9 protein-coding genes are annotated in these 16019 nt (G+C 52.9%); 5 read left to right on the top strand and 4 right to left on the bottom strand.

The window, feature by feature from the left end; genetic code table 11:
* Nucleotides 1-349 precede the first annotated feature (349 nt).
* Nucleotides 350-4063, bottom strand: a complete 3714-nt coding sequence (locus ACM6I7_RS23805; protein ID WP_414889386.1) for an autotransporter domain-containing protein — start codon at nt 4061-4063, stop codon at nt 350-352.
* A gap of 223 nt (nt 4064-4286) precedes the next feature.
* Here ACM6I7_RS23805 and ACM6I7_RS23810 point away from each other — a divergent pair, with 223 nt between their 5' ends.
* Both ACM6I7_RS23810 and ACM6I7_RS23815 read left to right on the top strand, forming a co-directional pair.
* A complete protein-coding gene (locus ACM6I7_RS23810; RefSeq protein ID WP_158248890.1) occupies nt 4287-7235 on the top strand; it encodes an RICIN domain-containing protein in 2949 nt (982 codons plus the stop codon).
* A 56-nt stretch (nt 7236-7291) separates the two neighbouring features.
* On the top strand, nt 7292-8383 hold the full coding sequence (locus ACM6I7_RS23815; protein ID WP_027614481.1) for a hypothetical protein: 1092 nt from the start codon (nt 7292-7294) through the stop codon (nt 8381-8383).
* A 272-nt stretch (nt 8384-8655) separates the two neighbouring features.
* Here ACM6I7_RS23815 and ACM6I7_RS23820 read toward each other — a convergent pair whose 3' ends face one another.
* Entirely contained in the window at nt 8656-9033 is a 378-nt protein-coding gene (locus tag ACM6I7_RS23820) for a hypothetical protein (RefSeq protein ID WP_027614482.1), read from the bottom strand.
* Nucleotides 9034-10728: 1695 nt separating this feature from the next.
* Nucleotides 10729-11523, bottom strand: coding sequence for an AraC family transcriptional regulator (locus tag ACM6I7_RS23825; RefSeq protein ID WP_049827964.1), 795 nt, complete (start codon nt 11521-11523; stop codon nt 10729-10731).
* Nucleotides 11524-11611: 88 nt separating this feature from the next.
* Here ACM6I7_RS23825 and ACM6I7_RS23830 point away from each other — a divergent pair, with 88 nt between their 5' ends.
* Nucleotides 11612-12820, top strand: coding sequence for an MFS transporter (locus ACM6I7_RS23830; protein ID WP_027614485.1), 1209 nt, complete (start codon nt 11612-11614; stop codon nt 12818-12820).
* 253 nt (nt 12821-13073) lie between these two features.
* Here the strand turns inward: ACM6I7_RS23830 and ACM6I7_RS23835 are convergent, their stop codons facing one another.
* Entirely contained in the window at nt 13074-13976 is a 903-nt protein-coding gene (locus ACM6I7_RS23835) for a LysR family transcriptional regulator (protein WP_027614486.1), read from the bottom strand.
* Nucleotides 13977-14119: 143 nt separating this feature from the next.
* On the opposite strand from ACM6I7_RS23835, the gene ACM6I7_RS23840 reads away from it, so the two are divergent.
* The gene (locus ACM6I7_RS23840; protein WP_027614487.1) at nt 14120-15520 is read left to right on the top strand and encodes an amidohydrolase family protein; all 1401 of its coding nucleotides are present in this window, start codon (nt 14120-14122) and stop codon (nt 15518-15520) included.
* Nucleotides 15521-15531: 11 nt separating this feature from the next.
* Complete coding sequence (locus tag ACM6I7_RS23845) at nt 15532-16005, top strand: DMT family transporter (protein ID WP_027614488.1); 474 nt, start codon at nt 15532-15534, stop codon at nt 16003-16005.
* The last annotated feature ends 14 nt before the right edge of the window (nt 16006-16019 follow it).

Below are 16019 nucleotides of genomic sequence, written 5' to 3' on the forward strand. Positions count from 1 at the left end.
CGAGCAGGCTCAGCTCTACACCGAGATTCAAGCCCAGCTTCAGTTGCAGCTTCAGGCACGAGAAGAGGCCCGGCAACGAGCGGCCTTGTAGTCGCGATAATGCCCAAGGCCCCCAGTTCTACCCTCAGTGTGGGGCCAAAGAAACAGAGGCAAGCACGCTATGAAGCATTAGCATGCTCGCCAATGAAAGCGTCGCTTGATGTGGTTAGATCTTTGAGATCCGGTTGGTGAACGGGCGGGCAAAATCTAAAAGACTAGCTTTATGCGCAATTATGCAAAAAAACATAATTTGTCTGGAGAGATGGCCGGGCTGCGAGTAATGGGGTGTGCAGGACGCTTGGGTCGGCGGTTAGAAACGGCTGCCGACCCGAAACATCAACGCATTCGATCTTGAGTCATCGCCGAGTCCATATGAGCCCTGGTACGTCAGTCCAGTACTCACGCCCGATGACAGAAGGAAGTCTAATCCCAGCGCCACCGTCATGATGTTCTCGCTCTGCCCTACCGTTGAGATGGCATAGGTAGAATCGCTGACATCGGCATAGCCAACACGTGCAGTACTATCGCCGCTAAACGTATGGCTGTATTCGACTCGACCTCTCAGAGTAACGGCTGACTGCGTCAACGGTATGCCATATTGCCCGCGCACCCCACCAACGCCAGAAAACACTGTCATACGCTGCTCCGCGTAAGCCAGGTCATAGATGCCGCTACCGCTCTCGCGAAATCCGTCCAGCTTGGTCGAAGAAATATCCATGCGGCCATAAGGCGCGACCTTCCAATTCTCGTCCCGGAACTCATAGCCAGAACTCAGGGAGCCGAATATTTGATCTCCATCGCGGCTGCCCTTGGCGCGGCCTCCGTTATCGGTAACGTAGCGCCGACTATCGAATGACAAGCTGCTGTAGCCGAGTAAGCCGTCGACGAATATCCGTCCAGGATGCAAGCTGCCATACAACGCGGTGCTGAATGAGCGCCCCTTACTGCGACTATCCCGGGAACCAATATCGCTCGAATCACTTCCATAACCGAAGCCGATGCCGGCGGTGAAGGTATCGAAGAAACGATAGTCAGCACCCGCACTAACCCCCACCATCGTGCTGTCGAACTTGACGTCATCTCGATGAGTATCACTAACATTCACGTAACCGCCGCTCCACAACGCGAGGTTATCGTCTCCCAACCAACCATCCTGCTCACCTGCTGCAGCGTGCCGCTCAATTGCCGGAGCATCGTTACCGCTCAGCGACGACAGTGCCTGATACATCTCGGCAGCACTGGTATTTCCGGTGCGAGATGGGCGGGACTGCGGTAGACCCAACTGTAAATTGAAGCCTCTATTCCGCCGGCTTTCGTCGTCGTGCAACTGTTCAAGCCGATCATTGAAGTTGTCGATCTGCGCGCGAGCAAAGCGCGTGGAGCTCTGTGCTTGAGCGCCGACCATACCGATAACCTCTGGATCCTTGCTTGGATCGGATCGCCCGGTAATCTGCACGCTCAGCGCAATAGGTTGAGAAGTCCCCCAACGGTTGCTCAACGTGTAATGGATCACTGTCGCTCCCGAGGCCTGAGCGGCCGCAAGAAAAGTGAGGTTCATACCGTTCAGACTGACCTGTCCCATTGCTCTGGGTGGGATATCAAGCAATGAGGCTTGAGTAAATGGACCGCCGCTGATGTTATCGGTGAGATCAACCGTTAGTGACTGACCTGCCAACAAAGACGTACTACGATCCGCGCCACTTGGCACCGAGCCATTCACCGTCAGGCTATAGGGAACCTTCGCAGATGTGCCCGTATTATCGCTCACTGTTACCAAAACATTGGCCGTACCAGAGGTGGTCGGCATGCCACTGATGACGCCTGAGGATGCATCGATAATAAGCCCTGCTGGCAGGCCTGCCGCTACAAAATGATAGGGGGTGGCTCCGCCTGAAACACTAATGAGCTGCGAATAAGCGACACCAACTGTTGCACTGGGTAACTCCGACCCCGCCGGCGAAACTGTAAGCACTGACGGAGCGACAGTAATGCTGACCGTCGCTGCTGGTGATGTCCCCGAGGCATTACTGGCTGTGTATCGGAAGCTATCTGTGCCGGCGAAACCTACTACCGGTGTGTAGAAAATCGAAGTTCCACTGACTGCCGTCGAACCGTGTGATGGCGGTGTTACTACCGCCACAGCAGTTGCCGTCCCACCACTGATCGACAATGCGACCGCGCCGCTGCTGTTGGCAACAACGGTGGTTGAGACTGGATTCGCAACGGGTAGTGCTCCAGCCGCAACATTCAACGTGTAGTTCGCACTTCCGGTTGCGCCATGGCTATCTGTCACCGTAACAGACAAATTGAAAGTGCCTGTACCAGTAGGCGAGCCATTGAGCAGTCCACTGATTGAGTCCAGGTTCATACCTACGGGAAGGCCCGAACCGACGTAACTGTAGGGAGCCGAACCGCCGGATGCGCTGAAAGATTGGCTGTAAGTGCCGCCGACCTGCGCCGACGTCAACGTGCCTGAAGTCGGTGTCAGAACAAGTGTCGGCGATGTGACGGTCAAAGTGACCACTGCCGGCGCAGATGTGCCAGAACCATTGCTTGCTGTATAGGTAAAACTGTCGACGCCTGAATAACCTGCATTCGGCGTATAGGTGATTGAAGTACCGCTAGCCACGGCAATGCCATGCATCGGTGCAGACGCTACCGTTACAAATGTCGCTGTGCCTCCCGACAACGCGACGGAAACAGCATTACTGGTATTGGCCGAAACGGTGGCGGAGACTGGATTGGCGACAGGTAACGCAGCAGCAGCAACATTCAACGTGTAGTTGGCACTACCGGTGGCACCGAAATGATCGGTAGCGGTAACAGACAAATTATAGGTACCGCTGCTGCTCGGGATGCCGCTGAGGTGCCCATTGGAGGGATCAAAAATAAGACCTGGCGGAACTCCCGTAGCCACATAACTGTAGGGTGCTGTACCGCTCGAAGCACTGAAGAACTGATTGTACGCAACACCCATCTGACCAGAGTTTAGTGTTCCGGCCGCCGGCGACAGCGCTAACAGTGGCGCCGTCACTGTAACTGTCACCGTGGCAGACTGTGAGTTACCAGCTCCATTGCTAAGGGTGTACTGGAAGCTATCTACCCCTGAATAGCCGGCTGTAGGTGTGTAATAAATCGATGTACCTGTCGCTACTGCGTTGCCATGAGACGCATTTACGGACACCGCAGCCGACGTATAAGCGCCTCCTGAGTTGGACAGCGTGACAATGTTATTCGAACTGTTGGCCGAGACAGTCGCCGTCACTGCATTCGAAATTGGGACTGCGACTGCTCGCAAGACGCTTACTGAATAGAGATTCGTGGTGGTGCCGTCTTGGGCTGTGACGGAAATGCTGATCGGATTTGTGCCTTCACTTAGACCGATCGTGGGAGATGCCGCACCAGATACAACCGTATTGCTGCCTACATTAATCGTAGCATTGCCACTGCTGGCAATCGGCGTGAAGCCAATCGAAGAAACGCTGTTAGCAACAGAAATACTGTAACTGGTGGTACCTGGAGAAAATGATGGAGACAACGTGCCAGTCGACGGAATGAGATTGGAAAGCGTGGCGTCACTGGATACTGCCGACCCACAGGAAATCGACACTGCACTCAAGTATGTCCCAGCTTTGATGCTGACGAACGCGCCACCGGTCAACTGTGAGGATGTCGCACCACCAGTGTGACTACCTCCGCTACCGGTGTTGCTTCGGTAATCATAGTAGGCGGTAAACGTCGTCGGATTACGAAGAATGACCGAATCTGCAGAACTGGGATTGGAATTTCCGACGTTTGAACCGTTATCCGAAAACGAGACAGTCAAGGTATCACCAGGATCGAAAGATCCTGCAGCAAATGATCGCGAGAAAGACGTCGTACCGCTTTGGGCGTTCAAGGTTGTACACCCTGCGGAGAGGGCATATACCGATGGAGAGAAACCAAAAAGGGACGCCGTCGCTAGCAAAGTTAGCGCAAGATTTCTGGCAACCGCAGTGAAAATTAGCTTCCGTGTCAGGGACATTCCGACAAACCTGTTTCAAGCGCAATTGCCAGCCAAGTGAAGGGGGCTGTTCAGACTGCAATTTATTCTGGGATCAGCGTGTATCGGCAATGTGGCTCGAATCTGCAGAAATTTAGTAAAGCGGGTTTCGCATTCACGTCGAGGCATTGCACCAAGGGTCTTGAACCTGATAATGGCAATATGGCACTGTCAGTCGCAAATCTCAATCCGTAGAGAAGCGCTCATGGTCGACGACGTACTTGAAGATGGCGAAGGTTCGGAAAACCCAGAGGGAGGAAGGCCCCTCTCCAACGAACCGCCGCAACGGAAGAGCAACGGATTCAAAGAACCGGATGATCTGGATGCTATCTCCGCTGACGACATCGATAAACGACTCGACCGTATCTTGCTGCGCAAGCATGCTTTGGATGTGCGCAAGATGGAGAAAGAAAGCGAGGCCGAAGCGGAGAAGTTCCGGAAAGAAGCGAAAGACAGGCGTGCGCAGTTGTTGAAGGCCGTCGAGGCATCAACGCCGGATTTGAGCGCGAAGCTGTTCGAGAAGATGGAAAGCCTTGAGCACGAAGGACACGAGTTCTCTCCTCAAGAAAAGGTCGCATTGCTTCAGGCGCAATTGGCTCCTCTAAAGGATGCGCAGGATTTTTTTGACCTGACAGTGGCTCAACGTGATGACTTACTCGATCGTGTTGGTTTTTACCGCGGTATCGTCCTCGATCCGTCGACGTCTATAGATGCCAGCTTTCGAGAAGTGCTCCGTCGCCCGGACTTCAGTGCGACACAGGTCGATAACAATGAACTGTCTCCAGCCACAGTGCTGTACAGGAAACCGCTGTTTTCCGGTTATTTTGAGAACCAATTCACCTTTTCTGAAGCGGTGCATCAAACGCAAAAAAGCGGAATATCCAACCTCTCCTTTTCGCTAGCAGTCGCCGGCGGAGCTATGACGACCGTCGGCGTCGGGATGGCAGCCAGCTATGCCAGCCAAGAGCAATCGAGTGCTGGAATGATTGGAAAGAGGTCGTACACCACGGCCAACTTCTTCCTACCCCGCATCGAATTGTCGTTCGACGAACATAAACCATGCGCCAGTCAGAGCTTTTTCGAAAAATGCCAGGCTGCCATGGACAAAGAAGACGACACCGAACAGTTCAAAGCTCTGAAAAAGGTGCTCGGGTATTACGGGCATTTCGTCTCGACGCGGACCCTAGTAGGAGGACGCCTTTTCGCAACGCAGTCGAAGGTATTTGACGGAAAGGAAGATAAATCCAGCCTGACTGAACGTTTCGCAGCGAAGGTTCAAGCTAGCCTCAGCGCACCGACAGTTGATGTGCAGTTGTCCGCATCTGCGGAAAAAAGCACTCAGGCGGACGAAAAGAACAAGTCCAGCAACGAATCGCAATCATCAACCTTCCATGCCGTCGGCGGTGAAGGCATCGTGGTTCAAGATGCGGCTCGATGGGCCGAATCGCTTTACGATTACAAACGCTGGGCAGCAGTTCAAAGAGAGAACCTGATTCCGAGCATCAACGTGTTACCGGATGAGTTATCCAGCAAGTGCTGGGCAATGTTGAAGCGCTATGCAAAAACTCAAACGAAACGCGCTCTGCTATTTGAGGAAAACGCGTGGTTCCTTTTTTATGGCGAATATGGAGATTCCGTAGGCTGCCTGGCCAAGGATATCTACTTCACGATTGGCAACAAAAATAACGACGCACTATTGAGCTTGGCATCCGACACCGAGCTTGAAGGAACTGCCATCGTCTGGAAAAAAAGTGAAGATGCGCCAGAGCGATCACAGCTGTGGCGTATGACTGCCGAAGGCCACATAGTGAGCCTGGTCACACGTAAGGCTGGCGCGTGGGGCGCCCGCGGGGATATCACTTTCGCCATCACTCCCGAAAAGGCCTCTGGTACCCAAGATGCCGTTTATACGCTAATCGCCCATCAGCTTGGTAAAGCAGATAACCAAATCTGGGAATCAGCAGGCTCCGGTGAAATCACCAATGTCGGGATTGGGAAAAACCACGCACTGCTTGCTGCAGCGGAAAATAAAATTCTACTGAAAGCACGAACAGATAACACCCGTAATGATCGACTATGGCAACTGGACGAGATACCCCTCTATTTTGTCGACAACCTAATCAAAGCCGCTAACGAAGACACTGCTCCACTCTGGTTCAAACTTCGGCTAGCCGACGGCGGTCCGGTTCTTTCGATCAATGGCGGCGAAGGCCTGGAGTCTGTGCTTTCGACTTCACAATGTTCGGTAGTTACACAACCTGACATCAATGGTGCACATCAAATATGGCAACTGGATGCGAAAGGACGGTTGATCTCAGCTGTAAAAGCGCAGGATGCTGGGAGCTTCATGGATCTACTATTGTCAGCCGACCTTAAAACCAAAGCCCTGGTTGTGAGCCCAGAGTCACCCAATTTTGCCCAGCGATGGACATTGCAAAACGACCAGCTAATCGTGTCACGTCATTCAGAGCTGGCGGATTTGGTAATCGCGGCCGGTAATGACTCCAACAACGCGAAAACTGGTAACCCTTTAGCCATGAGGGTCAGTGGTACAGCTTCTAAACAGAAGTGGACGAAAGTCACAGTTGGGAAGAGCCTGGGATACACCAGCTACAAGCAAATAGTAGCCAATTCGCAGCGAAGTAATGAATGGGCGAAGATGATAGATCGGCGAGAGTTAATTATCGCGGGAAATCTGACTTCGCTTGCGCTTAAGCTCATCAAACGTGGTGGTTTTTGGTCAATCAATGAAGGCTATGCCGTTCAGCTGACGATAGGTGTTTCGCGGGAAAATGCTAAGCCCGCCTATGAAACCCATAATGAGCCGGATGATGATCAAGTGTTAGAAATCACTTCCGATTCTGTCACGGGTATCGACACTCAGTTTCTATACTTACCCGAGGAGCCGATACACGCAATCAAGCTCGATGTAAAGCCCAAAAGCAAGCGACTTTGCTTTCAATACAAATTGAAGCCGGATAGTGCTTGGACCTTTGTGGCAGATGATGCATCGGACGAGCCTCAACAGCTGAGTGTTTCCAGTACCTTCCTTTCCAATATAGAGTCACCGGATAATCAGGGCCTTCTGGCCATCGGGCTTCACTTCGATGCTGCATCCGGTGTCTTATCGCCCAAAGCAATCTATAGAAACTAATATTTGGAATGGCGTTCATTATTTATTGAACGCCATTCTGTAATGGAGTCGGTGAAATGCCAGATTCAGTTTATTACCCCGGAGCCAAAAACGCTCTCAACCTTCTGGAGAAAATGCTAATTTCTACGCAGGAACTCCCGGAAACGCCGGCAAACAAAAAGTCACGAGACTGGCTGTTGGACAAACACAATGGTTGGGAAAATTCGATAACTGGCATAGCAATGGGGTATTACGTAGAATCCGCAAAAGGCCTAAAACATCTTAAGAAAAAAAATTTCGCAGGAGGCTTTTCTGAAAAAGTTAATAACAAGGTCGTCAAAAAAAACCGCGGTGACATTACAACAACAACCAATAAATACAACGAGGAGGGAAAAAGCCAAGGAAAGGTTATTCAGCTGAAACATACCATTTGCGATACACCATCAGCAGTAAATAATGCCATCAGAGATGCGTTCACTCAATTATCCGGCCAAAAAGGTGAAATGCCATTAGCAGACGACATTTTAATTGCGGATATTTTCATTGCAAGTCCGAACAACGCATGGCCACTTGACAGGAGCGGGACAACTGATGGGGAAACATGGATTGCCCACAATTATCCGTTTTTAATATCCCAGTTCGTAGAGAAAGTTAAAATAAGAATTACCAATCACTTGCTTCTTGATGATTATAAAAAAAATTACGCCGAAGCCAAAGAGAAAAGAGATATTGAGCTTCAATGCAAAAAAGCAAAGCGCGCATTTAGCGAGCTCTATATTCCTGGCGAAACTTTTCATACTGCTGGTTTGTTTGATTCGGATGTCGGTACTCCCACCGCGCTTTCCGGTTCAATGCCTAATAAGTTATTACGAAAAAACGACAAGGCATCCCAAAAAGCCCGTTCTGATGTACTCGCTGCGGAAAACCTCATAAAAGAACCATCCCCCGTATCCACGAAAAATAAATCTAATAAATCTAATAAATCTGTCGGACAAAAAGATCTTACCGATTACCCAACATTGGTACTGAAATTAAACTTCACGACCGGTCGAAAAATACTATTTGAAAATCAACAAGAACCCACCATAGTGAATAAAATAGTTTTATCTGTACGCTGGACCAGTGGAGAGCTGTCCGTCCAGTTCGTCCGAGAAAAACCAGTAAGCTAGGATACGCAAGATGGCATTTCTGAATAGTCAACTGTACGAACATCAGACGTTGATTATATAGGGAGATAAAAATAAATTTGCATTTTCTAGCCGGTTGGCAGCCCCCCCTCGCTATTTTTTTAGATTTTTAGTGTAAGCGTCCGGCGAACTCGCCTTCCAACTCCAGCATTAAGGGGAATGGTGTCTGTAGCGTTTAAGTAATCCCGGGCATGACGTTATTTTTTATCGGCCTGAGGTGGGGCAGCCCATCGTTGAACTGAACCGGTGCTCTCTCAAGCCGTCATGTCGCTCACATTAAGTATGGAAATACTGTAGTGCGGCGACAGGCAACCTGCTTTAGATGTGGAGAAGAGGAAGTTTTCCATAGGACAGAGTTCGCCCTTTCTTAAAATTGCTTTTACGGACATTAAGGCGCTCATCTCAGTCAGTCCCATTAATATCGAGAACGCCTTATCTATTCGAAATCCCAAAGTGGGTTCAGCAATCACCACCACGAACCAAAGAAATCTTTGTCTCAGTTCATTCTTTGTTTTCTCATTTATTTCCTTTTGTACCAGTAGCCGTAACTCGAGCGATGCAGCGAGCAACAATTCTGACTCCAAAAGGCCGGCGAAGAAGCCATTTGCTCTAAGTGATGCGTTGATTGCCATGACCTGTAATTACTGGTTTAAGCCAAATCATTTAAAAGAGACGTCGGTATAATCAGCCACAGTTAGGCATAGCTGGCCATCAGAGCCGAGAAGGCGATGATAGGTAGGTAGTGGAGAAAACGCATTCCTGCCCAGGGATCCTACTGGCGTCCAGGAGGATTGCGTTCCCTGGCTTCGTTAGCATCTTTGAGTGTCCGCTTTTGGCCGAAAGCCGCCGTTCGTGAGCGGCAGCTATCGGCCGAAGCGGCCAGTCAAGGGGGGGCGGACACGGACGTAAATCGACGGGAGAGCAACAACTTCCCTCGAGCATTGATGAAATCAACCGGATCTGTATCTATTGGCTTCCTTGTTACCTTGGTACGATTCCACCCCGCCCTCGTCCGAGATAATCCCATGCAGCTCACCGACATCCCATTTGGGACCACCAATTGGTAGAAAATAGAAGCGACTGCCCACCCTGGCGAAACCGGCACGGCACACTGACGCACTTGCCAATTCGGTAATGCAAGAGACCCCGCCTTGGTGGCCTTGCTCCGGGCCGGGGGAGGTGCTTTCCACAGACAGATTTTATGAACTCGTCGTTTTCGCTTAGCCCATCAAACCAGCTTGCCTAGGCCGCCCATACACCCACTTCTAGGCTAATACCATATGTGGGGTTCGTTGGGATCCTGGGTCACCCTGAGTCGTTCGAGATTCATGACATTGAGCGTGGTATCGCCGTTGACACGCCGCTTGATCTTACCCACGCGTCCTTGGATCGCGATCGGGTATTGAGTCGAACTCTTTGAGACGGCGTAGTGGGCCTCCATTTGCCGGGCATGGTCGAAGTAGAACTGATTCCAGCCAACGGTATTGCCTGCAAACACTGGTTCTAGGTGCTCGTCGATGTCAGCGTCTTCGTCGCACATTGCGCGCAGTCTGAGGACGCTTTGTGCGGTATTGATATAGGAGGACAACCGATTGGATGATGGTGTGTAGGTTCAGATGGCAGTAGAGGATGTCTCACCACCGTCATCTTTCTTGAGTCGTCTAGCATTTGCTTTCAACTCTTCTGTCACCGCGACCGACGCATGCGGAAGCGGTTTTTCTGGACGCTTTCGACCAGGCAGTTAGAGGTGCTGGCGAGCTCAACGATTTGCTTATCAACACCGAAACGACAGTTGGGGCCATGCGTTCCATTCGCTTGCGGGCGGAAGCAGGCCCGAACCTTAGAGGTTTTGTAGTAGCAGCCCCGAGTGAAGGAATTGAAATGAATTACTGTTGCGTCGCACCGTTCACACTTCAGAGCATTTGTACCCATGCTCTTGGCATAGGTGCCCGCACTGAGGTGGATATTCCCGCCAGGCTGTTGTAGCAACTGGCTGGTGCCTTCACCAATCCCTAGGATTACAGGCCTATGGTCGGGTGAGCTATGTTGAAATCTTTATGATGGTCGAACTCGACCTGTATTGCCTGAGGCGGCGGCCCTTGAAACGTGACATGTCAGCAATCCTTAACTATTTGATGGCTCCATTCTCACTTCACGACTGGCCGTGTCAGAACCGCACTTTCCCATTTTACAGAATTTAGTGATGCCGATGGTCAGTGGGTGTCTGCGACGAGGACTCCAGATGGAGAAGCTGAGCAGGGGGTGATCCCCAGAATCGTGCAGGTGGCTCGACGACTCAATGGGTCGGATATTTAACAAGCAAAGCACTATCGCAGAGAGGAAAAGTACAGAGTGGGCGGTTTTCCCAAAGCTTTCTTGAACATCGTGATAAAGGCGTTAACAGAGTCATAGCCCAGGATGCCTGCCACATGCTGCACGGATACGCCTTCTGCCAGATGACTCAGTGCGATCATCAGATGCAGTTGCTGGCGCCAGCGTCCGAAGCTCAGCCCAGTCGTACTTTCCACAAGTCTGGCTAGCGTTCGCTCACTCGTTGCAAGCCGATTGGCCCACTCGCGCAACGTGGTTCGGTCACCGGGGTCTGCAAAGAGCGTATCCGCGATTTGTTTGATCTTGGGGTGGTCGGATATCGGCAAATGCAGCTCTTTCAGCGGAGCATCGGAAAGCTGCTCAAGCAGTACTGCAACCAGCCGCGCAGTTTTACCCTCGCAAAGACAGGAGGGTTCCTGCTCTGCGAGGTGAAGGATCATCTCGCGGACAATGGGGGTAATGGCAACCGTACAGCAGGCGTCAGGCATCTCTGCTGCATCGGGTTCAACAAACAAAAAACAAGTGCGGGCGTTTTCGGTCATGCGGCAACTGTGCGGCGTGCCGCCGGGAATCCATACCGCATGTTGGGGAGGCACAAGCCAAAGTGCGTTCTGCACCTCACAGCTCACCGCTCCGTGCAAAGACAGGACTAGCTGGCCTTTTCGATGATCATGGGCGCGGGCAACCGAATCATTGGGGGCAGGCGCAACCTTGAGCGCAATCGCAGCCTGAGCGAAGAGATTTGAATCGAAATCTTCCGGCGAGGTAACGACATTTTTTGAGCTTGGCATAATTTAGGTATCAGGTGTCTTGATATCTATATTAGATAATTCTGAAGCTCTCTACAGTGGTCTTCTTTTCAGAGGACAGCTACAGAATATGTCAGATACAAAAAACAAGTGGCATGCCATCGCGCTCGTCGCGGGCATTCTGCTCATTGCCGTAAACCTACGCGCTCCCTTTACGGGCATCGCCCCTGTTTTACCGCTCATTCAGAATGACTTTGGCTTAAGCGCCTCAGCTCTAGGCCTGCTTACTTCACTACCACTTCTGGCTTTTGCCGCCTTTTCCCCGCTTAGCGCTTCGGTTGCCCGCAGGTTCGGCATTGAACGCACGCTTTTCGGTGCACTGTTGGTCATTTCAGCAGGCATCCTGCTGCGCTCGGCAGGCAGCGCATGGGCGTTGTATGCCGGTACGGTATTGATAGGCACCGGGATCGCACTGGGCAACGTGCTATTGCCTGGCCTGATCAAACGCGACTTCTCGACGAAGATGGCGTCTGTGACGGGCGCTTACTCCATCACGATGGGGGCAGCAGGTGCTGCCGGTTCCGCCGTTATCATTCCGCTGACCCAATCATGGGGATGGCCGATTGCCCTGAGTTTGTTGATAGCAGCCCCGCTGTTGGCGCTGATTGTGTGGCTACCCCAGTTGAAAAAACACGAACATATTGTTCTGTCCGGCCCCAAACAAGCGGCAACCGTGAACGTCTGGAGTTCACCGCTGGCGTGGCAGGTCACACTGTTTATGGGCCTGAACGCGATGCCTTTTTACGTCGCCGTAGGCTGGCTGCCGACCATGCTGATGGATCATGGTATATCCCCGGAGCAAGCTGGCATGGTACACGGCACGCTGCAATTGACCACCGCCATTCCCGGCTTGATTCTGGCGGCCACGCTTCGCCGTCTCAAAGACCAGAAACTGGCAGCCGCTACCGTTAGCCTGTTAACCGCCTCATCTTTGATCGGGCTCATTTACGCACCAAGCTACGCCATGTTGTGGGCAGCTTTCCTGGGCTTCGGCTCTGGCGCTAGCATGATGCTTGGCCTGACGTTCATTGGCTTGCGTACAAAAAATGCCGGCGACACGGCGGCACTATCAGGAATGGCGCAGTGTGTGGGTTATCTGATGGCGGCCACAGGCCCATTGCTACTGGGCCAACTGCACGACTGGACTGATGGCTGGACAGCACCGCTGTTGATCACAGCGGCAATCGCCGTTGCCGGCGCATCCACCGGCATGCTGGCCGGGCGCAATGTTCAACTCGAACCCACTCATTACAGAAGCACGCCCATGCAACACAGCTAGGCCAGCAAACATGGCAAATACGTGTCGATCGCCACCGAGCGGCCCTATCACGATCCTCATCGTCGGTGATTAAGCCTCGCGAGCAACGTACTGATCATCAACGGTGCCAAGCCATTTCTCATCTCCAAGGGAGAACTAAACAATACGTTCGCCACACTGGCCGCCGAGCACTTCGCTGCGCTTGGCTACTCGTCGCTATTGGCGCACCAGCTGAATATTCGAGCCTGTTTGTTCAGCCCTGCAGCCACTGAACTCAGGCTGAATCCCCGTCACGAACGAGCTCGGAGATCCAGTCAGCGAATGCGCTCACGGCTGGCGAAAGAAAGCGCTGATGCGGGTATAACAGGTGCACAGGAATCGAAGCCGGTTGCCAGTCAGCAAGTACTTCCACCAACCGCCCTTCTCGCAGGTGCTCGGAAACCACGTTCTCGGCGAGTTGCGCCAGCCCAAAGCCTTCAAGGCACAATTTTATGTAGAGCCCAGTCTCGTTGACGGCTGTTGTTCCGTTCACCTGAACCGAGAGCTTTTCAGAGCCACTGGCGAAGCGCATTTCGCCCGCGTGCCTTGCGTGGCCCGAAAAGTAATGGATGGCCCGGTGGTGTGACAAATCCAGTGGTGTTTGCGGAGTACCGTTTTCTTCGAGATAGGCAACAGATGCACAGGTCACCCAGCGAAATCGGCCAAGGGGGCGCGCAACAAGCGTTGAATCGTCGAGCTCGCCTGTGCGAATGACGCAATCTACACCCTCTTGAACAAGGTCAACCTGCCGATCGCTGACGCCGATCATTAGGTAGATATCTGGGTAGCGCATGTAAAAAGCTTGCAGATTTGGCATGACGATGAAGTGTGCAATGCCGCCCGGCATATCAACCCGCAAACGTCCCTGTGGCCGTTTTACGGAATCCGTCAGACTAGTCTCTGTGTGTTCTATCAGCTCCAATATTTCCCGGCATTGCGCCAGATACTGTGCGCCCTCAGGCGTCAGACTAACCCGCCGCGTGGTTCTGTTGAGCAAGCGCACCTGCAGGTACTTCTCAAGATTCTTGACGGTGCTGGTAACCGTCGAGGCCGGCAAAGAGAGCGTCTGCGCCGCCTGGATAAAGCTTCCTGCCTCAGCCACACGGACGAATACCTGCATCGCTTGAATACGATCCATGACTGTTAGCAGCCTCAAAGCAGTGACCGGGGAAAGCATTATTATTCGTCATTCTTGAATAATAAAAACAGTTTAATCATCTTTTTCCCGCAGTATCGCCTTGCGTACATTTCTTCCAACGAAATTGGAAGAGGTGTACTGAAATGGCTGAATACAACCGCAGCATTGTGCAGGCCCCAGTCGCTCCGGCCGCACGCACACTTATCCGCGGCGCCACTGTACTGAGCATGGATGGCGACATCGGCAATCTGGCGCGTGGCGATATTCTTATCGAAGGCACCACCATCACGGCAATCGGTGAAAATCTCGAAGCCGGCGACTCTGTCGTGATTGAGGCATCCGGCATGATCGCTATGCCGGGCATGGTCGATACCCACCGTCACTCCTGGGAGGGACAACTACGGCGAATAAATCCGAACGCCGCAACCCTGGAGGACTACTGCAACGCAACCCACTTCTCGTTCGCCAAATACTATCGCCCGGCGGACATGTATATCGGCAACCTCCTGAGCGCATTGGGCTGCATCGATGCCGGTATAACGACCTTGGTGGACAACTCGCATAACAGCCGCACGGGTGAGCACTCCGATGCCGCTGTCGAAGCGCTGCTCGATGCAGGCATACGCGCCGTACACGCCTCGGGGGCGCCGGTTGCGGGTGAGTGGGACAAAGCCCACTGGCCGGGCAATCTTGAGCGTCTGCAGGAAAAATACATCAAGAAAGGCGACAACCCGCTGCTCTCTCTGGCGGTGATGGCGCAGTTGGAGCCTGAGCTGTGGGCTGAGGCCCGACGCCTAGGGCTGCCTATCATCACCGAGTTCTTTGGCGGTGACATGGCGGCTGAGTTGGAAGGATTGCATCGCGAGGGGCTGCTGCGTTCCGACAACATCTTCAACCACTGCACCGCGCTGCCGGACGCCGGCTGGAAAATCCTTCGCGAGGCTGGCGTTCGGGTCAACGTATGCCCGCGTTCAGATGCCCACTACGGCATTGAAGATGGAATGTTCGCCATGCAGTCGGCCCAACGTCACGGTATCAGTCCAGGCCTGAGTGTCGATAACGAAACCTCCTACAGCGGTGACATGTTCATGGAGATGCGGGTGGCGTTCTACCTGCAGCGCGTCATGGGCATGCACCACCAGCGCTGCTGCGGTGAAGACCATCATCCGGTGGTGACCCTGCCCGCCCATGGTTTGCTCAAATCCGCCACCGTCGACGGCGCGGTCTGTGCCGGTTTACAGGACAAAATCGGCAGCCTGAGTCCCGGCAAGCAGGCTGACCTGATCCTGATAAACGCGCGGGACATCAACCTTTATCCGTCAGGCAATGCCTTCGGTACCGTGGTACATGCGGCAGAGCGCAGCAATGTCGACACCGTCATGATTGGCGGGCGTATCGTCAAGCGCGGTGGCAAGGTTTTAGGTGTGGATAGCGAAAGGCTGCGTGCGGCGATCAACGAGTCCCGTGAGCATCTGTTTGCTGCTGCAGGCTATCAGCCGGATATCTTTGCCGAGAAATTCCTGCCGCTTGAGTCAGCCAAGTAAGGAGGTGTGAGATGAATGCAGCCTACTACCTGCTGGCCATCTGCGCGGGGCTTGGCATCACCCTGCAGACCACACTGAATGGCCAACTCGCTAAAGGTGTGGGTGGAGACTCCGTAGCGGCGGCGCTGTTCTCTTTTACTGCTGGCGCGGTATGCCTGGGCATTTTTTCATTGATGCGCGGGGGGATAGCAGCCTCACTGGCGGCCATACCTGCACAGCCTTGGTGGAGCCTGTTGGGTGGTTTGCTGGGTGCCAGCGCGTTGCTCAGTTATGTAGTGCTGGCACCGAAAATCGGTCTGTCAGCACTGCTTGGCCTCGCTATCGCTGGGCAGATCATTTCGTCACTGGCGATCGATCACTTCGGATTGATGGGGGCATTGGAGAGGCCGGTGTCTTCCATCAAGTTGGTCGGGACGGTGGTGATGCTCGCAGGTTTGGCTATCGCGTTGTTCGGTGACCGTTGGTCAGCGCTTTTCTCCAACTGACTACCTTGTTTACC

Source organism: Pseudomonas sp. IT-93MI4 (assembly GCF_949767635.1).
In the GTDB taxonomy this organism is placed as follows: Bacteria; Pseudomonadota; Gammaproteobacteria; order Pseudomonadales; family Pseudomonadaceae; genus Aquipseudomonas; species Aquipseudomonas putida_A.

Excerpts from the sequence above, each read along its gene's own strand:
- ACM6I7_RS23845 (WP_027614488.1), top strand. The coding sequence starts at position 15,532 with ATGAATGCAGCCTACTACCTGCTGGCCATCTGCGCGGGGCTTGGCATC.
- ACM6I7_RS23810 (WP_158248890.1), top strand. The coding sequence starts at position 4,287 with ATGGTCGACGACGTACTTGAAGATGGCGAAGGTTCGGAAAACCCAGAG.
- ACM6I7_RS23805 (WP_414889386.1), bottom strand. The coding sequence starts at position 4,063 with ATGTCCCTGACACGGAAGCTAATTTTCACTGCGGTTGCCAGAAATCTT.
- ACM6I7_RS23830 (WP_027614485.1), top strand. The coding sequence starts at position 11,612 with ATGTCAGATACAAAAAACAAGTGGCATGCCATCGCGCTCGTCGCGGGC.
- ACM6I7_RS23825 (WP_049827964.1), bottom strand. The coding sequence starts at position 11,523 with ATGCCAAGCTCAAAAAATGTCGTTACCTCGCCGGAAGATTTCGATTCA.
- ACM6I7_RS23815 (WP_027614481.1), top strand. The coding sequence starts at position 7,292 with ATGCCAGATTCAGTTTATTACCCCGGAGCCAAAAACGCTCTCAACCTT.
- ACM6I7_RS23835 (WP_027614486.1), bottom strand. The coding sequence starts at position 13,976 with ATGGATCGTATTCAAGCGATGCAGGTATTCGTCCGTGTGGCTGAGGCA.
- ACM6I7_RS23840 (WP_027614487.1), top strand. The coding sequence starts at position 14,120 with ATGGCTGAATACAACCGCAGCATTGTGCAGGCCCCAGTCGCTCCGGCC.
- ACM6I7_RS23820 (WP_027614482.1), bottom strand. The coding sequence starts at position 9,033 with ATGGCAATCAACGCATCACTTAGAGCAAATGGCTTCTTCGCCGGCCTT.